Annotated in this window: 20 protein-coding genes; 6 read left to right on the top strand and 14 right to left on the bottom strand. The window is 65.3% G+C overall.

Annotated elements, in window-relative coordinates:
- Positions 1-134 precede the first annotated feature (134 nt).
- Genes U5L98_RS01355 through U5L98_RS01370 form a run of 4 tightly spaced genes read left to right on the top strand, consistent with a single transcriptional unit; the run spans position 135 to position 5,459 of the window.
- The gene (locus U5L98_RS01355; RefSeq protein WP_416208162.1) at positions 135-542 is read left to right on the top strand and encodes a hypothetical protein; all 408 of its coding nucleotides are present in this window, start codon (positions 135-137) and stop codon (positions 540-542) included.
- The gene (locus U5L98_RS01360; protein WP_322556553.1) at positions 511-1,731 is read left to right on the top strand and encodes a hypothetical protein; all 1,221 of its coding nucleotides are present in this window, start codon (positions 511-513) and stop codon (positions 1,729-1,731) included. The genes U5L98_RS01355 and U5L98_RS01360 overlap by 32 nt, the downstream gene beginning before the upstream one ends.
- 33 nt (positions 1,732-1,764) lie before the next feature.
- Positions 1,765-4,650 (top strand): EAL domain-containing protein, encoded by a 2,886-nt coding sequence (locus U5L98_RS01365; protein ID WP_322556554.1) that lies wholly within the window; start codon positions 1,765-1,767, stop codon positions 4,648-4,650.
- On the top strand, positions 4,647-5,459 hold the full coding sequence (locus tag U5L98_RS01370; RefSeq protein WP_322556555.1) for a PEP-CTERM/exosortase system-associated acyltransferase: 813 nt from the start codon (positions 4,647-4,649) through the stop codon (positions 5,457-5,459). Before U5L98_RS01365 ends, U5L98_RS01370 begins: the two co-directional genes overlap by 4 nt.
- Before the next feature lie 329 nt (positions 5,460-5,788).
- Here U5L98_RS01370 and U5L98_RS01375 read toward each other — a convergent pair whose 3' ends face one another.
- Genes U5L98_RS01375 through U5L98_RS01400 form a run of 6 tightly spaced genes read right to left on the bottom strand, consistent with a single transcriptional unit; the run spans position 5,789 to position 12,830 of the window.
- Positions 5,789-6,541, bottom strand: coding sequence for a trimeric intracellular cation channel family protein (locus U5L98_RS01375; protein WP_322556556.1), 753 nt, complete (start codon positions 6,539-6,541; stop codon positions 5,789-5,791).
- A 44-nt stretch (positions 6,542-6,585) separates the two neighbouring features.
- On the bottom strand, positions 6,586-7,965 hold the full coding sequence (astB, locus tag U5L98_RS01380; RefSeq protein WP_322556557.1) for an N-succinylarginine dihydrolase: 1,380 nt from the start codon (positions 7,963-7,965) through the stop codon (positions 6,586-6,588).
- A complete protein-coding gene (gene astD, locus U5L98_RS01385) occupies positions 7,962-9,431 on the bottom strand; it encodes a succinylglutamate-semialdehyde dehydrogenase (RefSeq protein ID WP_322556558.1) in 1,470 nt (489 codons plus the stop codon). The genes astB and astD overlap by 4 nt, the downstream gene beginning before the upstream one ends.
- On the bottom strand, positions 9,431-10,477 hold the full coding sequence (gene astA / locus U5L98_RS01390) for an arginine N-succinyltransferase (protein WP_322556559.1): 1,047 nt from the start codon (positions 10,475-10,477) through the stop codon (positions 9,431-9,433). Before astA ends, astD begins: the two co-directional genes overlap by 1 nt.
- Entirely contained in the window at positions 10,477-11,565 is a 1,089-nt protein-coding gene (locus U5L98_RS01395) for an arginine N-succinyltransferase (RefSeq protein WP_322556560.1), read from the bottom strand. Before U5L98_RS01395 ends, astA begins: the two co-directional genes overlap by 1 nt.
- A 50-nt stretch (positions 11,566-11,615) precedes the next feature.
- A complete protein-coding gene (locus U5L98_RS01400) occupies positions 11,616-12,830 on the bottom strand; it encodes an aspartate aminotransferase family protein (RefSeq protein WP_322556561.1) in 1,215 nt (404 codons plus the stop codon).
- Between the two features lie 248 nt (positions 12,831-13,078).
- On the opposite strand from U5L98_RS01400, the gene U5L98_RS01405 reads away from it, so the two are divergent.
- The gene (locus tag U5L98_RS01405) at positions 13,079-13,735 is read left to right on the top strand and encodes a class I SAM-dependent methyltransferase (protein WP_322556562.1); all 657 of its coding nucleotides are present in this window, start codon (positions 13,079-13,081) and stop codon (positions 13,733-13,735) included.
- On the opposite strand, the gene U5L98_RS01410 is transcribed toward U5L98_RS01405, so the two are convergent.
- The 3 genes from U5L98_RS01410 to fabV all read right to left on the bottom strand — a co-directional run bounded on the left by U5L98_RS01410 (position 13,707) and on the right by fabV (position 16,289).
- A complete protein-coding gene (locus tag U5L98_RS01410) occupies positions 13,707-14,684 on the bottom strand; it encodes a GlxA family transcriptional regulator (protein WP_322556563.1) in 978 nt (325 codons plus the stop codon). The genes U5L98_RS01405 and U5L98_RS01410 overlap by 29 nt on opposite strands.
- 116 nt (positions 14,685-14,800) lie before the next feature.
- On the bottom strand, positions 14,801-15,013 hold the full coding sequence (locus tag U5L98_RS01415) for a hypothetical protein (protein WP_322556564.1): 213 nt from the start codon (positions 15,011-15,013) through the stop codon (positions 14,801-14,803).
- Positions 15,014-15,077: 64 nt separating this feature from the next.
- Positions 15,078-16,289 carry an enoyl-ACP reductase FabV gene (gene fabV, locus U5L98_RS01420; RefSeq protein WP_322556565.1) on the bottom strand — a complete coding sequence of 404 codons (1,212 nt, stop codon included), beginning with the start codon at positions 16,287-16,289 and terminating at the stop codon, positions 15,078-15,080.
- A 191-nt stretch (positions 16,290-16,480) separates the two neighbouring features.
- Here fabV and U5L98_RS01425 point away from each other — a divergent pair, with 191 nt between their 5' ends.
- On the top strand, positions 16,481-16,867 hold the full coding sequence (locus U5L98_RS01425; protein WP_322556566.1) for a hypothetical protein: 387 nt from the start codon (positions 16,481-16,483) through the stop codon (positions 16,865-16,867).
- A gap of 238 nt (positions 16,868-17,105) precedes the next feature.
- Here the strand turns inward: U5L98_RS01425 and U5L98_RS01430 are convergent, their stop codons facing one another.
- The 5 genes from U5L98_RS01430 to U5L98_RS01450 form a co-directional block, all read right to left on the bottom strand.
- The gene (locus tag U5L98_RS01430; protein ID WP_322556567.1) at positions 17,106-17,591 is read right to left on the bottom strand and encodes a glutathione peroxidase; all 486 of its coding nucleotides are present in this window, start codon (positions 17,589-17,591) and stop codon (positions 17,106-17,108) included.
- A 61-nt stretch (positions 17,592-17,652) separates the two neighbouring features.
- The gene (locus U5L98_RS01435; protein ID WP_322556568.1) at positions 17,653-19,764 is read right to left on the bottom strand and encodes a DUF3488 and transglutaminase-like domain-containing protein; all 2,112 of its coding nucleotides are present in this window, start codon (positions 19,762-19,764) and stop codon (positions 17,653-17,655) included.
- Complete coding sequence (locus U5L98_RS01440) at positions 19,764-20,705, bottom strand: DUF58 domain-containing protein (protein WP_322556569.1); 942 nt, start codon at positions 20,703-20,705, stop codon at positions 19,764-19,766. The genes U5L98_RS01435 and U5L98_RS01440 overlap by 1 nt, the downstream gene beginning before the upstream one ends.
- A gap of 11 nt (positions 20,706-20,716) precedes the next feature.
- Positions 20,717-21,643, bottom strand: coding sequence for a MoxR family ATPase (locus U5L98_RS01445; RefSeq protein WP_322556570.1), 927 nt, complete (start codon positions 21,641-21,643; stop codon positions 20,717-20,719).
- Positions 21,640-22,179 (bottom strand): NUDIX hydrolase, encoded by a 540-nt coding sequence (locus U5L98_RS01450; protein ID WP_322556571.1) that lies wholly within the window; start codon positions 22,177-22,179, stop codon positions 21,640-21,642. Before U5L98_RS01450 ends, U5L98_RS01445 begins: the two co-directional genes overlap by 4 nt.
- Between the last annotated feature and the right edge of the window lie 14 nt (positions 22,180-22,193).

Genomic DNA, 22,193 nt, shown 5'->3' on the forward strand with positions numbered 1-22,193 from the left:
ACAACGGGAATATAACCCCCGATGCCATCACTTGTCCTGACCCGCCCTACAGCGGAGCCAGAAACTGCCCGTGCCAGCCAGCGGGGGTGGGGCGCTATATGCTTCGCTTGAGCCTCCTGGCCCTGGCCACCGTGATGCTGGCCGGCTTGTCGCTGGCCGGCACACCGGCCATTGCCCGAGAGGCACCGATCCTGCTGGTGGCACATCCCGACGTGAATACCCGCCAGTTGAAACGCGATACCACTCGCGCCATCTTCGCCATGAGGCAGCGCTCCTGGCCCGATGGCCAGGCCGTGCGGGTCTTCGTGCTCGACAACAACCACCCCGTACATGCGCGCTTTGCCAAGGAGCAACTGGCCGTCTACCCGCATCAGTTGCAGCTGGCCTGGGATCGCATGGTGTTTTCGGGTACCGGGCAGGCGCCCGATCGTGTTCGTAACCAGGCGCAGATGCGCGAACGGATTGCCTCCACGCCCGGCGCTCTGGGATATCTTGAAAGGGAGTACCTGGATGATCGTGTCCAAGTCATTTCGATGGAGTGATCCTCGCTCCGTCATTGCCATCGCCGCCGCACTGACTGTGGGCTTATCTACCCAGGCCCGAAGTGACGAAGGCATGCTGGACACCCTCCAAGTGCATGGCTTTCTGAGCCAGGCGCTGGTCATCACCGACGATAACAACTTTTTCGGCCCCAGCAGCGAGAACGAGGGCAGCTTCAAGTTCACCGAGATCGGTGCCAACGCCTCGCTGCGGCCCCACCAGGACGTGCTGCTGGCCGCTCAGGTGCTGAGCCGGCGCGCCGGGGGAGATGGCAGTGATGCCACCCCGAAACTGGACTATGGGTTGATCGATTACCAGATGCTATCCGATCAGCAGCGCACCTTCGGCATCCAACTCGGCCGTTTCAAGAATCCCTTCGGCTTCTATAACCAGACCCGTGATGTGGCCTTTACCCGGCCCAGCATCCTGTTACCACAATCCATCTACTTTGACAGAACTCGTTCATTGGCCCTTTCAGGCGATGGCGTTTCCCTTTACCACGAGGAACGCTTCAGCCGGGGTTCATTGAGGACACAACTAGGGATTGGCCAAGTGCAGGCGGGAGATGACCTCCGCCGAACCCTGAGGCTAGATTCGGTTCCAGGCAGCCTTGATCCGAAAAGGTCCGCCATTGGGCAGATCCGCTATGAGCATGATGGCGGACGGATCATTGCCGCCATCAGCGCGGCCAGCGCCAATGCGAACTTCGACTCTTCGACCCCAGGGCTTAGTGACGGTGACTTCTATTTCAACCCGTGGATTCTTTCGCTGCAGTATAACCAGGAGAACTGGAGCCTGACGGGTGAATACGCCTGGCGAACTTCCGGACTAGAGAATTTCAACAACCCCGCCTTCAATTTCGATGTCACGGGCGAGAGCTGGTACGTGCAATATACCCGTCGCTTCGATAAGAATTGGCAATGGTTGGTACGCTACGACAGACTGGTCAGTAATCGTGACGACCGCTCGGGGAAGACATTCGAGGCCCGGGGAGCAGGACCTGCCCACAGCCAGTTCGCGCAAGATATGACTCTGGGACTTCAGTGGACCCCACACCCCCGCATCATGCTTGCAGGCGAATATCACCATGTCGATGGCACCGGTTGGCTGCCCGTTCAGGACAATCCGGACCCCTCTGAAACCAGCCGTCGCTGGAACATGCTGCTATTCCAGCTCTCGTTACGCTTCTGACGTCTCAATGCTCCTGGCCAGGAAATCAGCGAGATGACTCTCCCTGTGTCGCTCCGAACTCGTCACCGACTCAGCCTGACATGGCGTGTCATCGCCTTGAGCAGCCTGCTGTTGGTAGCGCTCGTGGGGCTATTCACCTGGGTGGGGCATGACAATCTCACCCGCCAGTTCCAGGAGAGCCGCAACCAGTACCATGAACGCCAGCAGCGAGAAATCCGCCTGGCCCTCCAGCGCTCGGCAGAGAATCTTCGCCAGCTGGCGGGCCTGGCCGCGGCCTCGCCACGTCTCGGGCCGCCCCTTGCGGCGGGTAACGCCGAGGAGGTCGAGGAGGCACTGGCGTCGCAGTGGCCAACCCTGCAACTTGAGGCCGGCATCGACGAGATACTGGTGGTAGATACCCGGGGACGCATCGTGGGTCGCTGGGGTTCCAGCCAGCAGGAGGGCAGGTTGCCGATCCAGGCCTGGGTGCAGCGAATCATGGACACCGAGACGCCCATTACGGCGCTGCGCTGTACAACGGACTGCCAGCAGTATGCCGCCGTTCCAGTGCTGGTCGATGGCAAAAGCGTCGGCCTGGTCGTACTCTCTCGGTCTTTGGCCGATGTGACTCGACAGGCCCGGGAGGTCTCCAACGCCGAGATCGCCCTGCTGGTGACCGGCTCGCCGGAGAGCAGTGACCTTCCCGAGGAACGCCATCTCGCCCCCTGGAATGGCTATCTGTTGGCCCTGACGCGCCAGGAGGCGAGCCTTCCTGTCTTGCAACGGGCTGCAGGCATGGGACCGATCCGCACCCTACTGCAAGCCCCTCTGCGGCTACAGCTCCAGGGCCACTACCTTGAGCTCAGCGCGGTCCACATGGACGAGGACGCCGACCCGCGTAGCACGGGCTACTTCCTGCTGATCTCCGACATAACACCACAAATCAGGGCCATCAACGAGGACACTCGAGTCCTGTTAGGGGTTGGCCTGGTGGGCTGGATCGCAGCGGAGCTTGTGCTACTGCTGATACTCTTGCGCCCCATGGCACGCCTACGTCGGATCGCTGGCCTGCTGCCGACACTGGCGAGCGGTGGATACGAGGATGTGCGAGGTGCGATTCCCCCCGCCCGACATCGCCTGGCAGACGAAATCGACGTACTGGAAGGTACCACCCTGGAGCTCTCGCGACAGCTTGAGATGCTGGAAGAGGAAGTTCAGGAACGCGGTGACCAGTTGGCGGAGCGGGTCGAGGAACTGGCCCATGAGAGGGACTTCGTGAACAGCCTGCTGGATACCGCCCGGGTCTTCATCATCGCCCAAGATAACAGGGGACGGATCAACCTGGTCAACGACTATACCCTCACGATGCTGGACCTGGATGAACCTTCGCTGTTGGGTCGCCACTTCGTGGACGTGTTCGATGCCGGCACTCCTTCGATGGCTGGTGCCTTCGATACCCCGCAGCAGGAAGAGCGAACCCTCCAGATGCCGGACCAGCACATCCACACCATCGCCTGGTACCACGCCCCACTGCCATCCGGCACTGCAGACGCCATGTCGCGGATCTCGGTAGGGCTCGACATCACCGAGCGCAAGGTCGCTGAGGCTCGCCTGACCTGGCTGGCCGAACGTGATCCACTGACCGAGCTCTACAATCGACGCTACTTCCAGGATGCCCTGCATAAGGCCCTGTGGTGTGAGTCACACGGCGCAGTGCTTTTGCTGGACCTTGACCAGTTCAAGGAGGTCAACGAACTCAGCGGCCACCATGTCGGAGACCGTCTGCTGCAAGAAGTGGCCAAGGCCCTCCTGCTGAACCTGGGACATCGCGGCGTGATCGCCCGCCTGGGCGGCGACGAGTTCTCACTGTTGCTGGAGCATGCCGCCGAGGACCAGGCGATACAGGTTGCACAGTATATCAGCCAGTTGCTCGACGGCCTGGGTTTCAAGGCCGCAGGACAACGGCATAGAGTCACCGCGAGCATCGGCATAGCCCTGTTCCCGATCCATGGCGCCACGCCCGCCGACCTGATGGCCAGCGCCGACGTGGCAATGTACAAGGCCAAGGAGAGTGGCATCCAGCACTGGCATCTGCTCTCTAGGACCGAGAATGCCAAGGATGAGCTGCAGGAGCGAGTCTACTGGGTCGAGCGCGTGCGCAGTGCCCTGGCCGAGGACAGCTTCGAGCTGATGGTGCAGCCGATCATGCGCCTGGAAGATCGCGATGTGAAGCATTACGAGGTACTGCTGCGCATGCGCGATACCGATGGCAGCCTTGACTCTCCTGCCTGTTTCATCCCGGTAGCGGAACGTAGCGGTCAGATCGTGCAAGTCGATCGCTGGGTGCTGCGCCACAGCCTGCGAGTACTCAGTCGACTGCAGGAGCGAGGTATCAGCCTTGCGGTCAACCTCTCCGGGCAGTCCCTGCATGATGAAGGCCTGAAGCAGTACCTGGCCGACGAGCTGGCTGCCAGTGGTGCCGATCCCCACCATCTCATCCTCGAAGTCACCGAGACCGCCGCCGTCACTGACTTCTCGACTGCACGCGGCGTGCTGCAATCGGTCCGCGACCTTGGATGCCGCACCGCCTTGGACGATTTCGGCGTGGGCTTCAGCAGCTTTCATTACCTGGGGCAATTGCCGGTGGATTACATCAAGATCGACGGCTCCTTCATCCGCAGCCTCCCGATCAGTCCCGAGAGCCGCGTCATCGTCCAGGCCATCGCCGATATTGCTGCCGGCTTCGGCAAGCAGGCCATCGCTGAGTTCGTCGATCAGGAATCTCTCCTTCCAATGCTAAAGTCCTATGGTATTGCATTCGGGCAAGGCTTCCATTTGGGGAAGCCAGCTCCCTTACATCAAGCTTTCGGCTTCCTGCTTGATGGCACTCTTGACGGTCAAGGGCCCCCTTATCCTTCCAGTTCAAGGAAAAGAGAATGAGATCTTGCTCATCTGACAGCAATGCAGAGTCGTCTACTCAATTGCTTGATCGCTTCAGGAGCGGATTCCGTTTCAGACTCGCCAAAAGCGACGAGGATAAACGAAGGGTTTATCGCTTGCGGCATGAGGTCTATTGTGAAGAGCTCGGTTATGAAGAGCCTTCTGATGCTCGTGAGAGGCTGGAATATGACGAGTATGACGAGCGATCGCTTCACTGCTTGATCGAACATCGGCGAAGTGCAAGAACGGCTGGATGCATGCGACTTGTGTTGCCTTCAACCGGTCATGACTGTCTCGACACAAGGCTTCCTCTCCAAAGCTATGCGGGGCAGAGTCTTACCCATGCTGCCCTGCATCCGGCGCTGTTCGCCAAAAACGAGATATGCGAAGTGTCAAGGCTTGCGATAGCTCGCCCCTTTCGAAAAAGGTCTGTTAAGGATGAGGTAGAGGCTGGCGCAAAATCTACATTATTGGAGTTCACGCAGGATGAAAAGCAGACTTTCCCTGTGATTGTAGTCGGCCTTTTCCTTGCTACCTATGCATTAGTTGGCATAACCAATCGCCGACATGTCTTCGCCATGATGGAGCCGAAGCTCCCTCGACTCCTTGCAATGTCTGGTTTCTACTTCACTCAGGTTGGCGACACCATCGATTTTCATGGGAAAAGAAGCGCATTCTATATCGATCAACACCAGGCAGAGAGGGAAATCCACGCCAAGCTGCTGCCACTCTACCGACATATACAAGATGAGCTAGAATCGCAGGCAAACCTGTCTACAGGACAAAAAAAACAAGCCATTATACTATGACCAGAAAACGTTCATCACATTAGCGCGGCATTGTAGTGCCTGGCTTCTCATATCCCTCTGTCTGCTTGTCACAGAGGAGTTCGGCATCTACAAGCTGCCGCTGTCCAGGCCTCATACATCGCCAATGGTAATGGCCGGCCCGGTATACAGCCTATCCGGCCAGTCCAGCAGTATGATAGCCAGCACGTTGCGATGCTCCCCGTTGGCCGCCACCCTGTTCCGACGGCACCATCATCGCCTCGCGGTCATAAGCACCGACCAGCGCACCCTGCAGGCAAGTCACAGCGCTGCGGTCGTGCGAATCTTCCATCGTCCCATCAAGGTCGTATTCATTTTGCCTTCCCTTCTTGTCTGGCTCGTCCCGGCGGGATCAGCTTGACCCTGACCTTGGCTCGTTGGGGAGGTGTCACCATCGCCTTCTCGGACCCATCTTCCTCGGGGTTCTGGGGTGTCGGTGGCGGCTGCACCACCACCCAGGCGAATACCGGCAACGACAGGTGCCAATGGATCGCCGAGAGCCGCAACCCGAGGGTGACCACCAACGCCGTAGCGATGGAGATAGCCAGCGGCACGGCGAGTCCCTCCAGAACCACGAAGACCACGCCCCCTGCAATAGAGGCAATGGCATAGATCTCTTGTCTGAGCACCATAGGCACCCGACGCGCCAGGACATCGCGGATCATGCCGCCGGCGACCCCGGTCAGCAGCCCCATCAGTACCGCCACCACGCCGGGCGCCTCCAGCATCAGGGCCTTATGGGCCCCGATCACCGTGAACAGCGCCAGGCCGAAGGCGTCCGCCACCGGCAGAAAGCCCCGCGAGAGGCGATGGATATAATGGAAGCCAAGGACCGAGAGGCCCACCGTAGCGAGGATCACCCACAGGTAGGTCGGATCCGTCACCCAGAACACCGGGCGCACGCCCAGCACCAGGTCGCGCAGGGTGCCACCACCGATCCCGGTCACCGCCGCCAGCACCAGCATGCCGAAGGGGTCCATCCGCGAGCGGCAGGCGAGTATCACACCCGAGAGGGCGAAGACGATCACTCCCGCCATGTCCAGCCAGTAGACCACGCCCGTCACATCGTCTCTCCCTCAGCCGTTGGCCGGAGCATAGCGCAGATACCTCACCTCCGTTGGAAGGGATAGACGGCGCCGATGGCCAGGATCCGCGTCAGCTCGTCCAGCGCCGCCAGGGTCTCCTCGGCCAGCTGTGGATCAGCCAAGTCCTTCGGAGTCAGGCGGTCACGGTAGTGACGCTCGACCCAGGCGGTGAGCTCGCCGTGCAGGGGCTCGGTGAGCAGTACACGTCCCGACAGGGCCGCTCGCTCGGCCGCCGAAAGCACTACCCTCAGCCGCAGGCAGGCAGGGCCCCCGCCGTTGCGCATGCTCTGCTTGACGTCCTTGACCACCACCTCGGATATCGGGTTGTGGCCGGCCAGCAGGAGGTCCTGGATGGTGCGCCAGACGCTCTCGCGCTCCTGGCACTCCCCGGGAACCACCAGCGTCATGGTGCCATCCGGATTGGAGAGCAGCTGGGAGTTGAAGAGATAGGAGGCCACGGCGTCCTCGAGGCTGACCGCCTCCTCGGGAACCCGAACCGGGACCAGTGGCGTGGCCATCTTTTCCCTCAGCGCGTCCAGGGTCGCCTGCTCGTCGAGGAAGGCCCGCTCGTGGTAGAGCAGCACCGGGCCGTTGCCCACGCTGATGACGTCGTTGTGAAAGACACCGGCGTCGATGGACTCGGGGTGCTGCTGGGCGAACACCGTCTGGGACTCTGCGAGGCCGTGCTGACGCGCGATGGCCTGGCTCGCCTCCAGGGTCTGCCGCGCCGGGTAGCGCTGGGGGGCAACGCCCTCCTCCGCTCCCCAGCCGAAGGCCGCCCGACCATAGACGAAGAGGTGCACTCCAGGTTCGCCGTAATCCGCGGCGAGGCGGGTATGGTTGGCGGCACCTTCGTCCGAGAAAGCCGGGGTCGCCGGCAGCACCGAATGGTGGGCGAAGAGCGCCTCTTCGCGGAAGATCGCCGCCAGCACCCGGGCCGTGGTGGCCGGCTCCAGGAAGCGGTGGAAACTCGACTGCAGGTTGGCCGGGGTGAAGTGCACCCGGCCGTCCGGGGCATCGGCGGAGGGCGTCACCGTGGCGGCATTGGCGGTCCACATGCTCGAGGCCGAGCAGACCGCGCGCAGGAGCTGCGGGGCATCGCCCGCCGCCCGGGCCAGCACCTGCGCATCACTGCCGGTGAAACCGAGCTGGCGAAGCACCCCCAGATCGGGACGCTGCTGGGGCGGCAGCACGCCCTGGGCGTAGCCCGCGTCCATCAGCGCCTTCATCTTGCCCAGGCCCTGCAGGGCGGCCTCCCGGGGATTGGCCTCCAGGCCACCATGGGTCATGGAGGCGACGTTGCCCAGGGCCAGGCCGGCGTAGTTGTGGGTCGGACCGACCAGGCCGTCGAAGTTGACTTCAACAAAGTTATCTTCGCGCTCGTCCGGGTCCGACTGGCTCATAGCGTAACCCCCGGCGGCAGCGTCTCGGGCAGGACCAGCGCCTCGCTCTCCATGGAGGCGACCGGGTAGGCGCAGTAGTCGGCGGCGTAGTAGGCGCTCGGGCGATGGTTGCCGCTCTCGCCGACCCCACCGAAGGGCGCGTCGCCGGAGGCGCCGGTGGTCTGGCGGTTCCAGTTGACGATGCCAGCGCGGATGCGCAGCAGGAAGTCATCCCAGTCGCCTCGCTCTCCGCCGAGCAGCCCGGCGGAGAGGCCATAGCGAGTGTCGTTGGCCAGAGCGAGCGCCTCATCCCAGTCTCGATAGCGATGAATCTTGAGCAACGGTCCGAAGTGCTCCTCGTCGGGCACCGCCAGGCCGGTGACATCGATCAAGGCGGGGCTGAGCAAGCTGGTGTCAGGTTCGACACGCGCCATGCGCGCCAGCACCGTGCCCCCCAGTGCTTCCAGATCGTCCTGGGCCTTGAGCAGGCCGTCCGCGGCCGCCATGCTGACCAGGCCGGCATAGAAAGGGGCGGGGTCACTGAACTGGCCGGCCACCCGCAGCCGCGAGATGGCATCGCTGAGAGCATCCAGCAGATGGTCTCCCACTTCGCCCTCGGGCACGATCAATCGCCGGGCGCAGGTACAGCGCTGGCCGCCGGAGAGGAAGGCCGATTGCAGGATAGTCAGCACAGCCGCGTCCTGGTCGGGAACGTCCTTCACCACCAGCGGATTGTTGCCGCCGAGTTCCAGGGCCAGGATCTTGTCAAGCTGCTCGGCAAACTGGCGATGCAGTATGCCCCCCACTCGGGCGCTGCCAGTGAACAGCAGGCCATCGATATCGGGATTTGCCGAAAGTGCCTGGCCGGTTCCGGCAGCGCCCTGCACCAGGTTGACTACCCCGTCCGGCAACCCCGCCTCCTGCCAGCACTGCAGGGTGAGATCAGCGGTAAGCGGGGTCTGCTCGCTGGGCTTGAACACCACGCAGTTGCCGGCCAGCAGGGCCGGCACGATGTGGCCGTTGGGCAAGTGACCGGGGAAATTGTAGGGACCGTAGACCGCCATCACCCCGTGCGGGCGATGGCGCAGCACGGCGGTGGCCTCCCCCAGGTCGCGGCTGCGCTCACCGGTGCGCTCCTGATAGGCGCGGATCGAGAGCGCGATCTTGCCGATCATCGCGCCGACCTCCGTTCGCGCCTCCCAGAGGGGCTTGCCGGTCTCCTGGGCGATGGCGGTAGCCAGGTCCTCGCGATGGCTCTCAAGCACCTCGCGGAAGTGCTGGACCAGCGCCTGGCGTTCGTCGAAGGTGGTGCGCGCCCAAGCCGGGAAAGCGCTTCGGGCAGCCGCCACCGCGGCGTCGACCTGTGCCGCTGTGGCGGTGCCGCCCTCCCAGAGGCGCTCATCGGACACCGGATCGTGCTTGGTGAAGGCCTCGCCCTCACCCGCCTGCCAGGTGCCGCCGATCAGCAGCTGTTGTCTTGCCTTCATCACGCCTCCTCCTCAGTATCCAGTATGCGCAGGGTGTCGCCGGAGGCGACCTCCAGCCGACGCGCCTCGTCCTCGTCGAGCGCCACCACGCCCTCGGCATCGGGCCCTCGTCCCAGCCAGGCGGCACGGAAGCCGGCCATCCCGGTGGTAGCGGCCAGCCAGCGCGGCCGCGGCGAGCCCTCGAGCGGGCCGGTCTTGACCTCCACTCGGTAACGCCGCGACAGCCGCACACCGCGTACGTCGTCGATGTAGGCCTCCACGGTCGGGCCGCCGTCGAAGATATCGATGTAGCCCTCCCAGCGCAGGCCCTCCTTCTTGAGCATGGCCAGCGCCGGGCGGGTGTGCTCGTGGACCTGGCCGATGCAGGCCCGCGCCGTCTCGCTGAGAAAAGGGGTGTAGATCGGGAACTTGGGCATCAGCTCGCCGATGAAGCTCTTCTGGCCAAGCCCGGTGAGCTTGTCCGCCTCGTCGAAGTCGAGAGGGAAAAAGTGGCTGCCCAGACACTCCCAGAAGGGGCTGCGCCCACGGTCGTCGAAAACGCCGCGCATCTCGGCGAGCACCTTGTCGGGGAACTGATCACGGAACTCGGCCAGGAACAGCCAACGCATCATCGACAGCAGCGCGCCGTTACGCTCATGGCGCCGGTCGGCGCCACGGTACTCGGGACGCAGGAACAGCGAGGCCACTTCAGCATCGCCGGTGTGATCGGAGCTCAGAAAGAGGGTGTCGATGGTGCGGTGCAGGTCGAGCTGCACCGATGAGTGGGCCAGGGTCCCCAGCCGGTAATGATAGAAGGGAATCTCGCGCCCCACCTGCCCCTCAATGGCGCAGCAGCCGGCCAGCCGACCGTTGATCTCGTCCTCGAGCACGAAGAAATAGAGCCGCTGGTCGGTCGGCGTGCGCTCCTCGAAGGCGGCCACCGTCGAGGCGATCTTGGCCGCCAGGAAGTCACGGTTATCGGGCAGCGAGGTGAAGCCCACCCCGGTCTCCCGGGCCAGGGCCTGTAGCTCGTCCAGATCGCCCTCGGCGATCGCTCGAATACGCATCACAGCTCTCCCTCGTCATAGCCGGGATCGTGCTCGTCGACACCCCCGTCTCCCATCCCGGGCAGCCCCAGAGGAGCGGCCAGCACGGCACGTCCTTCCTCCACACCCAGCCGCTCGGCATGCTCCGGAGAGAGCATCAGCTGGCCGGTAGGCGACAGGGCATAGCGCGCCACCACACAGCGGAAGTCGCCAAGGCGCTGGTTGGCGACCATGGCTGGCTCGGCATCGGGCAGCGCGTGAGCGGGACGGATGCGCACCGGGTGCCAGGCGGCGCATTGGAAGCTGGCCAGGCGCTGGCGCTCGCCCTTGATCACCGGACCGGCATCGAAGATGTCCACGTGGCGCGAACGCAGGAAGCCTTCGGCCAGCATCTCGGCCAAGGCCGGCTCGTGGTCGGGATGCTCGCGACCGATGGCGGCCCGCGCCTGGGGCGTGAGCAGCGCCAGATAGAGAGGGAACTGCGGCATCACCTCGGCGATGAAACTCTTCGAGCGCACCCCGGCCAGGTAGTTGATTTCCTGGTAGTCGCGCACGAAGAAGTGACGCCCCACGCTGTTCCAGAACGGCGACTCACCCTGCTCGTCCAGGTAACCGGGAAAGGCCATGGCCAGGATCCCGGCGAAGCGCTCCGGGTACTGGGCGATGAACATCAGTCGCGCCCGGCGCAGCAGGCTCTCGGCGCTGGTGCCCTTGTAGCGGGCATCAAGCGACAGGGCGCAGAGCAGTGTCGCCTCGGAGACCTCATGGGAAAGCGACAGGATCGGTACCTCGCGACGCACGTCGAGCTGCTGGGAGGCGTGGATCAGCGTCTCCTGGCGATAGGTGTAGTAGGCATCGCGGGCGCCGACCTGGGCACGGATGGTGGCTGTACCCACTACCTCGCCGCACTCAAGGTCCTCGAGCACGAAGGTGTAGTGCTCGTCCCCGGGTGCCTCGACCTCGGCGGCGAAAGCCTGCCGGGAGCGAGCGATACGCTCCTCCAGGCGATCACGGTGGGCCGGCAGATTGGTCAGCCGCGGCGTTGCGCTGCCGGCCAGCCGTTCCAGGGCAGGCAGGTCCGCCGGGTGGACGGGGCGTATGACCAGCATGGCAGGATCTCCTGAGGAGGATGGGTCGTCACGCATCGGCAAACCGGGGCTCACTGCCCCGCCACCAGCCTCGCCACCGCCCGCTCGAGGCGCGCCATACCCTCGACGATATCGGCCTCGGGGATCACCAGCGAGGGCGCCATGCGCAACACCTTGGGACCGGCGATCAGCGCCATCAACCCCTCCTCGAGGGCCAGCGGCAGGATGTCCTTGGCCCGCCCTTCGTATTCCGGCGCCATCTCGGCACCGATCAGCAGGCCCATGCCGCGGATCTCCTTGAATACGCCATGCTGACGGTTGATCGCCTCGAGGTGCTCGCGGAAGAGGTCATGGCGCCGTTTCACGCCCTCGAGCACCTCCGGAGTGTCGATGAACTCGACGGCGGCCAGGGCCACCGCCGAGGCCAGCGGGTTACCGCCGTATGTGGAGCCGTGAGTGCCGATGGCCATGGCCGGAGCCACCCGGTCGGTGGTCAGCATGGCACCTACCGGGAAGCCACCCCCCAGCGACTTGGCGCTGGTCAGAATGTCCGGGGTCACGCCGTACTGCTGGTAGGCATAAAGCGAACCGGTGCGCCCCGCCCCGGTCTGTACCTCGTCGAAGATCAGCAGCGCATCGAAGGCGTCGCACAGGTCGCGCAGCCCCTGCAGGAAATCGAGGTCGGCGGGGATGATGCCACCCTCCCCCTGCATCGGCTCGACCATCACCGCGCAGGTGTCGTCGTCGATCAGGTTGCGCACGCTGTCGAGGTCATTGTACTCGCCATGCACGATGCCACCCGGCACCGGGCCGAAACCCTGGGAGTACTTGGGCTGGCCGCCGACGCTGACGGTGAAGAAGGTGCGGCCGTGGAAGGACTGCGCGAAGGAGACGATACGGTGCTTGTGCTCGCCATGGTGGTCATGGGCCCAGCGCCGCGCCAACTTGAGGGCCGCCTCGTTGGCCTCGCCACCCGAGGAACACAGGTAGACCTTGTCGGCAAAGGTCCGCTCGACCAGGCTGCGGGCCAGGGCCAGGGCCGGCTCATTGGTGTAGACATTGGAAAGGTGCCAGAGCCTGTTGGCCTGGGCCGTGAGAGCCTCGACCAGCACCGGGTGACAGTGCCCCAGGCCGTTGACGGCGATACCTCCGGCAAAATCGATATACTCGCGGCCCTCCTGATCCCACAGGCGACTCCCCTCACCGCGCACCGGGACCGCCTGCTGGGGGGCGTAGTTGGGCACCATGTAGTGGTCGAAGTCGGCGCGGGTCGGGGTCTGGCTCATGTCGTTCTCCATTTCTTGCATGACGGATCAACTATCACTCGAGTCAACGGTTGCCAGGGGCAATCATTGCTCGGATCAACTAACACTCGAGTATAGGGAGGGCTGCTGCGAGAAGCTTTCAGCAATGGGACGGTGAGTTGTGTAAAAGGCAGACGCCGCTTTTCTCCAAGCGCGCCACGCGAGGGTAGGCGAGATGGCGTAGGCTGAGGGCCACTTCCTTGAAAGACCCCGTCGACGAGGAGTCCGACATGTTCAACACCACGACCTGGAACCGGATTCGCTACGGGCTCTACGCCCCGGTGTACGACCTGGTAGCCGACCGCGTCTTCCGTGGAGCCCGCCGCATTGCCCTTTGCCAGGTGGCCTGGCAGCCCGGCATGCGGGTGTTGCTGGTCGGCGCGGGCACCGGACTCGACCTGCCCTGGCTGCCGCGAGACGTCGAACTGCACGCCAGCGACCTGTCACCCGCCATGGTCAGGCGTCTCGAGCAGCGAGCCGAGGCTCAGGGCCGGGACGTCCAGGCCCAGGTCATGGACGCCGAGCGCCTCGCCTACCCCGACGACCACTTCGACGTAGTGGTAATGCATCTGATCCTCGCGGTGATGCCTGACCCCGCACAGGGGCTCAACGAGGCCCGTCGAGTGCTGAAGCCGGATGGCCAGCTCTGCGTGATGGACAAGTTCCAGGCCGACGACCACCCCGCGAGCCTCGCCCGACGAGGCCTGAATGCCCTCACTTCGGCCATCGCCACCGATATCACCCGCCAGGCCCGACCGCTGCTGGAGAAGGCCGGTTTCGTCATCGAGCAGGATACGCCGGTGATGATGGGCTCGCTGGTTCGTGCCCTGCTGGCGAGAAAGGGAGTCGACTCACCCCCTACCCCAGCCGCTCCTCACGAGGAGTGATGCCGAAGTGGTTGCGGTAAGCGGTAGAAAAGTGGGCCGCCGAGGAAAAACCCGTCTGCAGGGCGACTTCGCCGGCCGGTCGGTCGCTCTCGCGTAGCAGGCGACGCGCCCGCTGCAGGCGCAGGTCCAGGTAGTAGCGGCTGGGCACTGCCTGCAGGTATTTCTTGAATAGCCGCTCTAGCTGGCGACGCGAGATGCCCAGGTGCTCGGCCAACTCATGGGTAGTCAGGGGCTCCTCGATGTTGGCCTCCATCAGCGCCACCGCCTCGGCCAGGTTCTCGGGGGCATGGCCAAGCCGCGAGCGCAGCGGCACCTGTTGGGGCTCGTCGCCCATACGGATGCGTTCCAGCACGAAGTGCTCGGAGATACGCTCGGCCAGCCGGGGACCGTGCTGGCTGCCCACCAGGGTCATCATCATGTCCATGGCGGCGGTACCACCGCCGCAGGTCAAACGGTCGCGGTCGATCTCGAAGAGCTGACGGGAGAGGCGGACACGGGGGAAAGCCTCGGAGAAGGCGTCGAAGCGCTGCCAGGGCAGTGTCGCCCGGTAGCCTTCCAGCACGCCGGCCCGAGCCAGCACCTCGGTGCCACCGCCAATGCCGCCCAGCAGCACACCCGCTCCGGCCAGCCGGCGCAGCCAATCGATCAGGGAAGCGGGGATACTGCCGGAGAGCGGACCTGGTGCGCACACCAACAGCAGATCCAGAGGATCGTCGACCTCGCCGAAGCGGGCCTGGGACATCAGCGTCTGGTGGGAGGCACTGGCCACGGGGCCGGCGACAGCAGCAAACGTCGTGAGCCGATAGAGGGGTCGCCCCTCGAGGCGGTTGGCCACCGCCAGAGGTTCGGTGGCACAGGCCTGGGCCAGCAAGGAGAAGCCGGGCAGCACCACGATACCCACATGCCGCGTCAGTGACGCCGTAGGAAGAGAAGAGATGAACTCGGGCATGTGGATCTGACCTTGGGTCGGTAGCGGGGGCTGGAAAAGGTCCCCCATCCTACCCAAGGCAGGGCGGATCCACAGCCCCGCCGCGAGAACAGGCCAGCGGTTGGCAGCTAGTCGGCCTAGTTACTGTTGCCGCTCAGCAGCAGCATGGCCGCCGCCAGGACGCCGACCACGACGATAACGATAGGCAGAACGCGGTGCAGCCCATGCGTAGACTCTTTTGCCTCAGGCTGATCTTCATCCGGCTCGGGGTGCTCGAAATCCTCGGGCTGACTGACCTCCCTGAGTTGCTGGAGCCTCTCTTCCGGCGTCTTGTTTTCTCGGGTATCCATCGCAGAACTCCATTGGCTGAGATTTGCACTCCGCGTGCTCGGGTAACGACCGAAAAGCGGGGTCTTACAGGTTCACGACATCGAAGTCCGCCTCAGGGTTCACATCGGCATTGTAGTCTACATCATCGCGCTCGAAACCGAACAGCTTGAGGAAGTCGTGCTTGTAGCCAGCGTAGTCGGTGATCTCGAAAAGATTCTCGGTGGTCACCCGAGGCCAGAGCTCCTTGCAGGCCTGCTGGACATCATCGCGTAGCTCCCGGTCATCCAGACGCAGGCGACCGACCTCGTCGGTGCGGCAGTCGTTATCCTGATCCTCACGCGCATAGAGGCATTCGCTGAACAGGCGGTTGAGCTGGTCGATGGGGCCTTCGTGCAGGCCTTTCTCCTTCATCACCTTGTAGACCATGGCGATGTAGAGCGGCATCACCGGGATGGCGGCGCTGGCCTGGGTAACCACCGACTTGAGCACCGCTACATTGGCACCGCCGTCTCGCTCGGCCAGGCGGTCATCGATCTCGCCGGCGGCGCGGTCCAGATCCTCCTTGGCCTTGCCGAGGGCACCGTGCCAGTAGATCGGCCAGGTGATCTCGGTACCGATGTAGCTGAAGGCCACGCTGCGCGCCCCGGGAGCCAGCACGCCTGCACGGTCCAGGGCCTCGATCCACAGCTCCCAGTCCTCGCCGCCCATCACCGCCTTGGTGTCCTCGATCTCCTGCTCGGTGGCGGGCTCGACCTCGGCCTCGATGATGGCGTCCTTGTTGGTATCGATGGCGGTGGCACGGTAGGTCTCGCCGATCGGCTTGAGCACCGAGCGCTTGACCTCGCCGCTATCGGGCAGCTTGCGCACCGGCGAGGCCAGCGAGTAGACCACCAGATCGACCTGGCCCAGGTCCTGCTGGATCAGCTCGATGGCCTTGTCGCGGGCCTCGTGAGAGAAGGCATCGCCATTGATCGACTTGCTGTAGAGGCCCTCGGCCTTGGCGAACCTGTCGAAGGCGGCGCTGTTGTACCAGCCGGCGGTGCCGGGCTTCTTCTCGGTCCCCGGCTTCTCGAAGAAGATGCCCAGGGTACCGGCACCATAGCCGAAGGCCGCGGTGATGCGCGCCGCCAGGCCGTAGCCGCTGGAAGCCCCGATCACCAGCACCTTTTTCGGGCCGTTCGCCTTTTCGAGATCGCGGGCGCGGGTCGCCTCGATCTGCTCGAGCACGTTCTTCTCGCAGCCGACGGGGTGGGTGGTGGTGCAGATGAAACCGCGTACCTTGGGCTTGATGATCACGTCAGACCTCGTTGTTGTCCGGCGGACGGGACAACCGCTACCGTCCGCGTGGGGAATGAATGTGCCGAATACTGAATCAAAGGGGCAGTGAACGACATTCTAGCGGCCCCGATGGCGACTGTCCGCCCTTGAGGGCACTGCAGGGCTGGTGCAGGATGCTTCTCCCGGGTAACGAGTGGCAGGAGGGAACGATGGATGCACAGACACTGGTCGACGAGCGCGGCGAGCTATGGCTGGCGCTGGCCCCGCTATGGCTGGAACGCGAACCCCGCGAGACCGACTACGCAAGCATGGTCGCCGTCATCCAGCGTCACGACCTGACTGTGCGCGAGCTGGAGTGGGTGTTCCGCCTGGAGCTCGCTCCGGTGCTCTCGCGCCAGCAGATGTCGGTGGCCGGCGAATGGCGCTCGTTCGATGACTACAAGCTGATGAAACAGCTGGTGGCCCACAACCTGCGACTCAACGGCTGGCGCCGCAAGAGCTGGGCACTGTTCTCGGGGCTTACCACCATGATGACCCGACATCGCTGGAACGAGCTGATGGGACGGGTGCTGATCGAGCGTGGCGAGGTGCCCTGATCCCCCGACTCTCGGAGACCCCACAGGAGCAGCGGTTCATCGCACACTGGCGTGAAGGCCATCAGGCTCGTGCAGGCCGGATAAGCCAGAGGCGCATCCGGCGTATTGAGGGCAAGCCCGGCACGCTGTCGCTTACCGGGCCTACAGGCAGGCGTCCAGCCAGTCTGCAACCTGTCGAACAGATGTTCACGCCAAAGTGATAATCCGAGGAAAATGACAGGGGCCCCAGGAGCAAGCCTCAGGTCTCGTCCAGGGCACTCTCCAGTGCCTCGCGCAGCTCGGCTTCGCCCTCCCGTGGCGAAAAGCGGCGGATCACCCTGCCGTCCCGCCCCACCAGGAACTTGGTGAAGTTCCACTTGATCATGCCGGTCCCCAGCACCCCGGGCACCTCGCGCTTGAGCTCGGCGAAAAGCGGATGGGCACCGCTACCGTTGACCTTCACCTTCTCCATCAGCGGGAAGCTGACCTGGTACTCACGGGCACTAAAGGTGCAAAAGTCCAGGGCCGACTCAGGCGACTGACGCGCAAACTGATTGCAGGGGAAGCCGATAACCATGAACCCGCGATCGCGATAGCGTCGGTAGAGGCGCTCGAGTTCGCGAAGCTGGGGCGTGAAGCCGCAGTGGCTGGCGACGTTGACGATGAGCAGCACCTGGCCCCGCAGCGCGCCGAAGTTGAAGGGCTCGCCCTGGGCGGTGCGGCACTGGTGGTTGTGAATGGACATGCGCGCGCCTTGATGGTCGTTGTGCTTCACGATGCCACGCCGACCGCAACCGCGCTACCCCTCAGCGCCCGGGACGGCCCAGGCGCCGACGCACTTCGTCAACCCGACTCGACAGCCGGCGCAGACGCTGGTGCCGCTCAGCCTCCTCGAGGGGCGCATAGGTCAGACGCTCGAGATCCTGGGCGCACTCCTGGAGCGCCCGTCCTGCCGGCCCGGCCTGGGGGGCGACGCGCCGCAGGTGGGTGGCGGGAGACTCCCCGGGTCGTGCCGCCAAACGGTGCCGAGCCAGCCAGGCCTGCAGATTGCCCACCAGCCATTGGGGATCACGCTGCTGTCGCCGGTGTCGCCAGCTCCGCCGGGCCAGCAGGGCGAAGCCCGCCACTACGACCAGCGTCGCCACCAGGCCCAGCGCGGTGGACAATGCCCCCCGCCCGGGCAGCAGCGCATCCAGCCGGGCCCAGGCCTCGCGCCACCAGCCAACCAGTTGCGCCATCATGGAGCGGCGCGACTCACGCTGGTAGCCGATCACCCCGCGCTGCCACTGGTACTCCAGTCGTTCCCACTCCTGGCGCAGCCGGTTTGCCCAGCCCACCTCGCGCATGCGCAGGGGGGAGAAACGGGCATCGGCCAGGTAAGCCTCGGCGCCGTCGTCGACCGCCTGGGCACCCTGCTCGATGCGCTCCGGCGCGATGACCGCGGTGGGATCCAGACGCCGCCAGGCACCATCGCGCCAAACCTCTACCCAGGCGTGGGCATCATAGTCACGCACCGTGAAGTGGCCATCCGGGTTTTGCTCGCCACCCAGGAAGCCCGCCACCACCCGCGCCGGAATGCCGGCCATGCGCGCCATCACCGCCGCTGCCGAGGCATAGTGGGTGCAATAGCCGGCCTGGCTGTCGAACAGGAAGTCATCGACGCGATCCTGGCCGACCAGCCGAGGCGGCGATAGCGTATAGCGATAGGGCGCCTCGCCGAAGCGCGCCATCATCGCCTCGAGGTAGGTGTCCGGATCGCCGCCGCTCTCGCGCCACAGCCGTTCGGCGAGGGCCCGGGCGCGGGGGTTGACGCCCTCGGGCAACAGGCGGTGCCAGCGATCTCCGGCAGGGGACGGGTTGGTCGGTGGCGCCCCGCTGCTGGAAAGGCTCAACAGGCTACGCGAGCTCAGCGGCGCCAGCCCCTCCAGGGTGCCATCGGCCAGGTAGCGCTGGCGCTCCTCACTGGCCAGCGGCGTGCCCAATGAAGGTCGCCAGGGTCGGTTGTCGGGCTCCAGCAGCAGTTCGGCGCTGAAGCGCGCTCCTTCCTGCGACTGCCAGGGAGAGCGCACCGCCTCGCGGACGAAGGCATCGACCGGGCGCTCCAGGGTCGCCGCCAGTTGGTCGGGGGTAGCCCGCGACCAGCGGATGCCATCGAAGTGCGACAGGGTGTAGACGCGCCAGTATCGCTCATGGGGTGCAGGTTCGCGGCCCTCGAAACTGGCCCGGAAGGCCCGCGCATCGCTGCGCGAGAGTTCGGCGATGTCGCCCGGAGAGATCTCGTCGGTCAGGCCGGTGGAGGCTCGGTCCATCTGGGGCATACTCCACAAGGGCCCCAGGCGTGGAAAAATGACGAACAGCGTGATCATCAGCGGGGCCGAGAGCACCAGCAGCCAGACCGTTTCCCGCCAGGCCTGGCGCAGGCCTGTAGCACCGGAGAGCCACACCAGCGATTGCAGCAACCAGGCCACCGCCAGCAGGGCGCCGGCGGCCATGGGGATGCCCTGGTCGTGCAGGAAGGCCACGGTCGTGGCCACCAGGCCTATTACCACCACCACCCGGGCATCGCGCCGATCATGGGTCTCAAGCAGCTTGAGCAGGTAGACGCCGAGCAACAGGCCGACCAGCCCATCCATGCTGCCCAAGGTGCCAAACTGCAGCCAGAGCGCCAGCACCAGGCCGCCCACCGCGGCCAGCCGCAGCAGGATGCCGGCGCGCAGCAGGCCACGGCGCAGTTGCACGAGCCGATAGCCGGCCACCAGCAGAGCAAGCCCCATCAGCCAGGCCGGCATCCAGGCCAGGTGCAGGGCCAGCACCAGGCACTGACCGATGAACAGCTGGCGAAGCATGCCCCCACTCAGCCCACGGCCATCCGCCAGCACGGCCGGCGCCACCAGACTGGCGGGTCGCGAGGTGCTCATCATGCCACCCCCGGGGGCCGGGTCGCCGGGAAGCGCGCCAGGGCATCCAGTGCTCGGCGTCGCTGGGCATCACCCTCGCCCTGAGCCAGGGTGACGCCCGGCAGACGCAGGCCATAGCGATCGCCAGCACGGTGGTGGGCCAACACCCGGGCACAGAGCACGGAGAGGCGTCGCTCCGGGTCGCCGCGGCAGGCCTCGTAGTCCAGCCAAAGCTGCTGGCGCGGCGGCACGCTGAACGCCTTGGTCGCCAGCACGCCAGTGCGGCTCCATTGCTTCCAGGCCACTCGGCCAGGGCTATCGCCGAGCTGGAAGCGGCGCAGCCCTGCGAAATCCACGGCTTCCAGGCCCACCCCGCCCTGGCGCGCGACCGATTCGTCCTCCTCCACCGGGCGCGGCCAGACCAGCAGCTCGCCGTCGTGACGAACCCAGGCCACCACGCGAACCAGTCCCAGCGGCCAGCGAGTCTCCACCCGAAGCCAGGGCAGCGGCTGGACACCGCGCCGGGGGGTCGGCAGCGCCAACTCGGTCTCGCCGAGGCCATCGACGACATCCACCCAGCCGCGGGCGCCATCACAGCGGAGCTCCAGAGCTGTGCGGTCGCGGCGCGCCCTCAGCACTACCCCCAGAGGCGCCTCGCTGCCGGCGAAGGCTTCACGGGGCAAGCGCAACCCTGGGGTCACGCCGAGCAGGTTGAGCCAGCCGCGCAGCAGCACCACCACGCCGACGCTGAACAGCCAGAAGGCCAGCCCGTAGGCCAGGCTGTTCTGGTAGTTGATACCGAATAGCAGCAGCACCACTACCAGCACCGCCCAGCCCAGGCCGAAGCGGGTGGGTATCAGGAACAGCCGTCGCTGGGGAAGAGGGTGCTCCATCGAGGCGGCCAGGCGACGCAGCCACCAGTGGCGCAACCGTTCGCGGTGACTGGATCCGACAGTGGCCACGCCAGCCATAGTCACCCCATCACCGCCACGCGGGTGAGCAGGTGGCGGGCCAGTGCCTCGCCCTCCTCCCGGGGACCACTGCTAAGTCGGTGGCCCGTCACCGGGACCCAGACCGCCTGGACGTCCTCGGGCAGCACATGGTCGCGCCCGTCGAGCAGTGCCCAGCCCCGAGCCGCCTGCAGCAGGGCCAGGATACCCCGAGTGGAGAGCCCCCAGGCCAGCTCAGGATGCTCGCGACTGGCCGCGGCCAGGGCCTGCACGTAGTCGAGCAGGGCATCGGCTACATAAATCCCATCCAGCCGCGCCTGCCAATGGCGCAGGCGCTCGGCGTCGAGCAGGGGCATCAGCGCATCGAGCTTCACTCGTCCAGCCCGGCCGCGCAGGATCTCGCGCTCGGCCCGGGGGGCCGGATAGCCCAGCGAGAGGCGCATCAGGAAACGGTCGAGCTGCGACTCCGGAAGGGGGAAGGTCCCGGCCTGCTCCTGGGGGTTCTGGGTGGCAATCACGAAGAAGGGATCAGGCAGCGCCCGGGTCTCGCCCTCCACGGTCACCCGCCCCTCCTCCATCGCTTCGAGCAGCGCACTCTGGGTCTTGGGAGTGGCCCGGTTGATCTCATCGGCCAGCACCAGGCCGTGGAAGACGGGCCCGGGATGGAAATGGAAGCGCGCCTCCCGCGGGTCGAAGACCGAGACACCCAGCACGTCGGCAGGCAGCAGGTCGCTGGTGAACTGCAGGCGCTGCATATCCAGGCCGGTAGCCCGCGCCAGCGCCTGGGCCAGGGTGGTCTTGCCGAGCCCCGGGAGGTCCTCGATCAGCAGGTGTCCGCGGGCAAGCAGGCAGCATAGCGCCAGACGAACCTCCCGGGACTTGCCGAGCACCACCCCCTCCAGGGCGGCAAGCACGCCCTCCAGATCTGTAAGCTGTTCAGGCCGATTCATCGCCTCGCCTCCCCGGTCAGCATGACCTGCACCGCCTGGCGGGTATCCGGGGTCACGCCGTCCAATTCCAGGGCCTTTTCGGGCGGCAGCCAGAAGGTCTCGGCCACCTCCTCGGCCTGCAATACCAGCGGACCGTCGTGCTCGACCAGGAAGAGGCTGCCGAAGATGTGGTTGCCGCCCGCATCGTGGACGAACTCGCCTAGATGGCGAAGCGGCACGCGCTGGATGCCGAGCTCCTCGGCCAGCTCACGGCGCGCTGCCACGTGAACCGCCTCACCAGCCCCCACCACACCGCCGGCGGCGAGGTCCAGGCCGCCGGGGAAGACCTCCTTGGTCAGGGTGCGCCGCTGCACGCAGAGCTCGCCGCGGCGGTTGCGCACCACCACATAGGTGGCACGGTGCCAGAACCGGAAGCGACGCATGGCAGCCCGGGGCGCACTGCCGCAGGGGTGATTGCGTGCATCCACCAGTTGTATCTGCTCGTCGGCGATATGCGGCGCGGGCAACGGTTCGGGCAGGGAAGCGTCGGCGCTCATGAAGGACTCCCGGG

It is taken from the genome of Halomonas sp., assembly GCF_034520545.1.
Lineage (GTDB): Bacteria > Pseudomonadota > Gammaproteobacteria > Pseudomonadales > Halomonadaceae > Halomonas.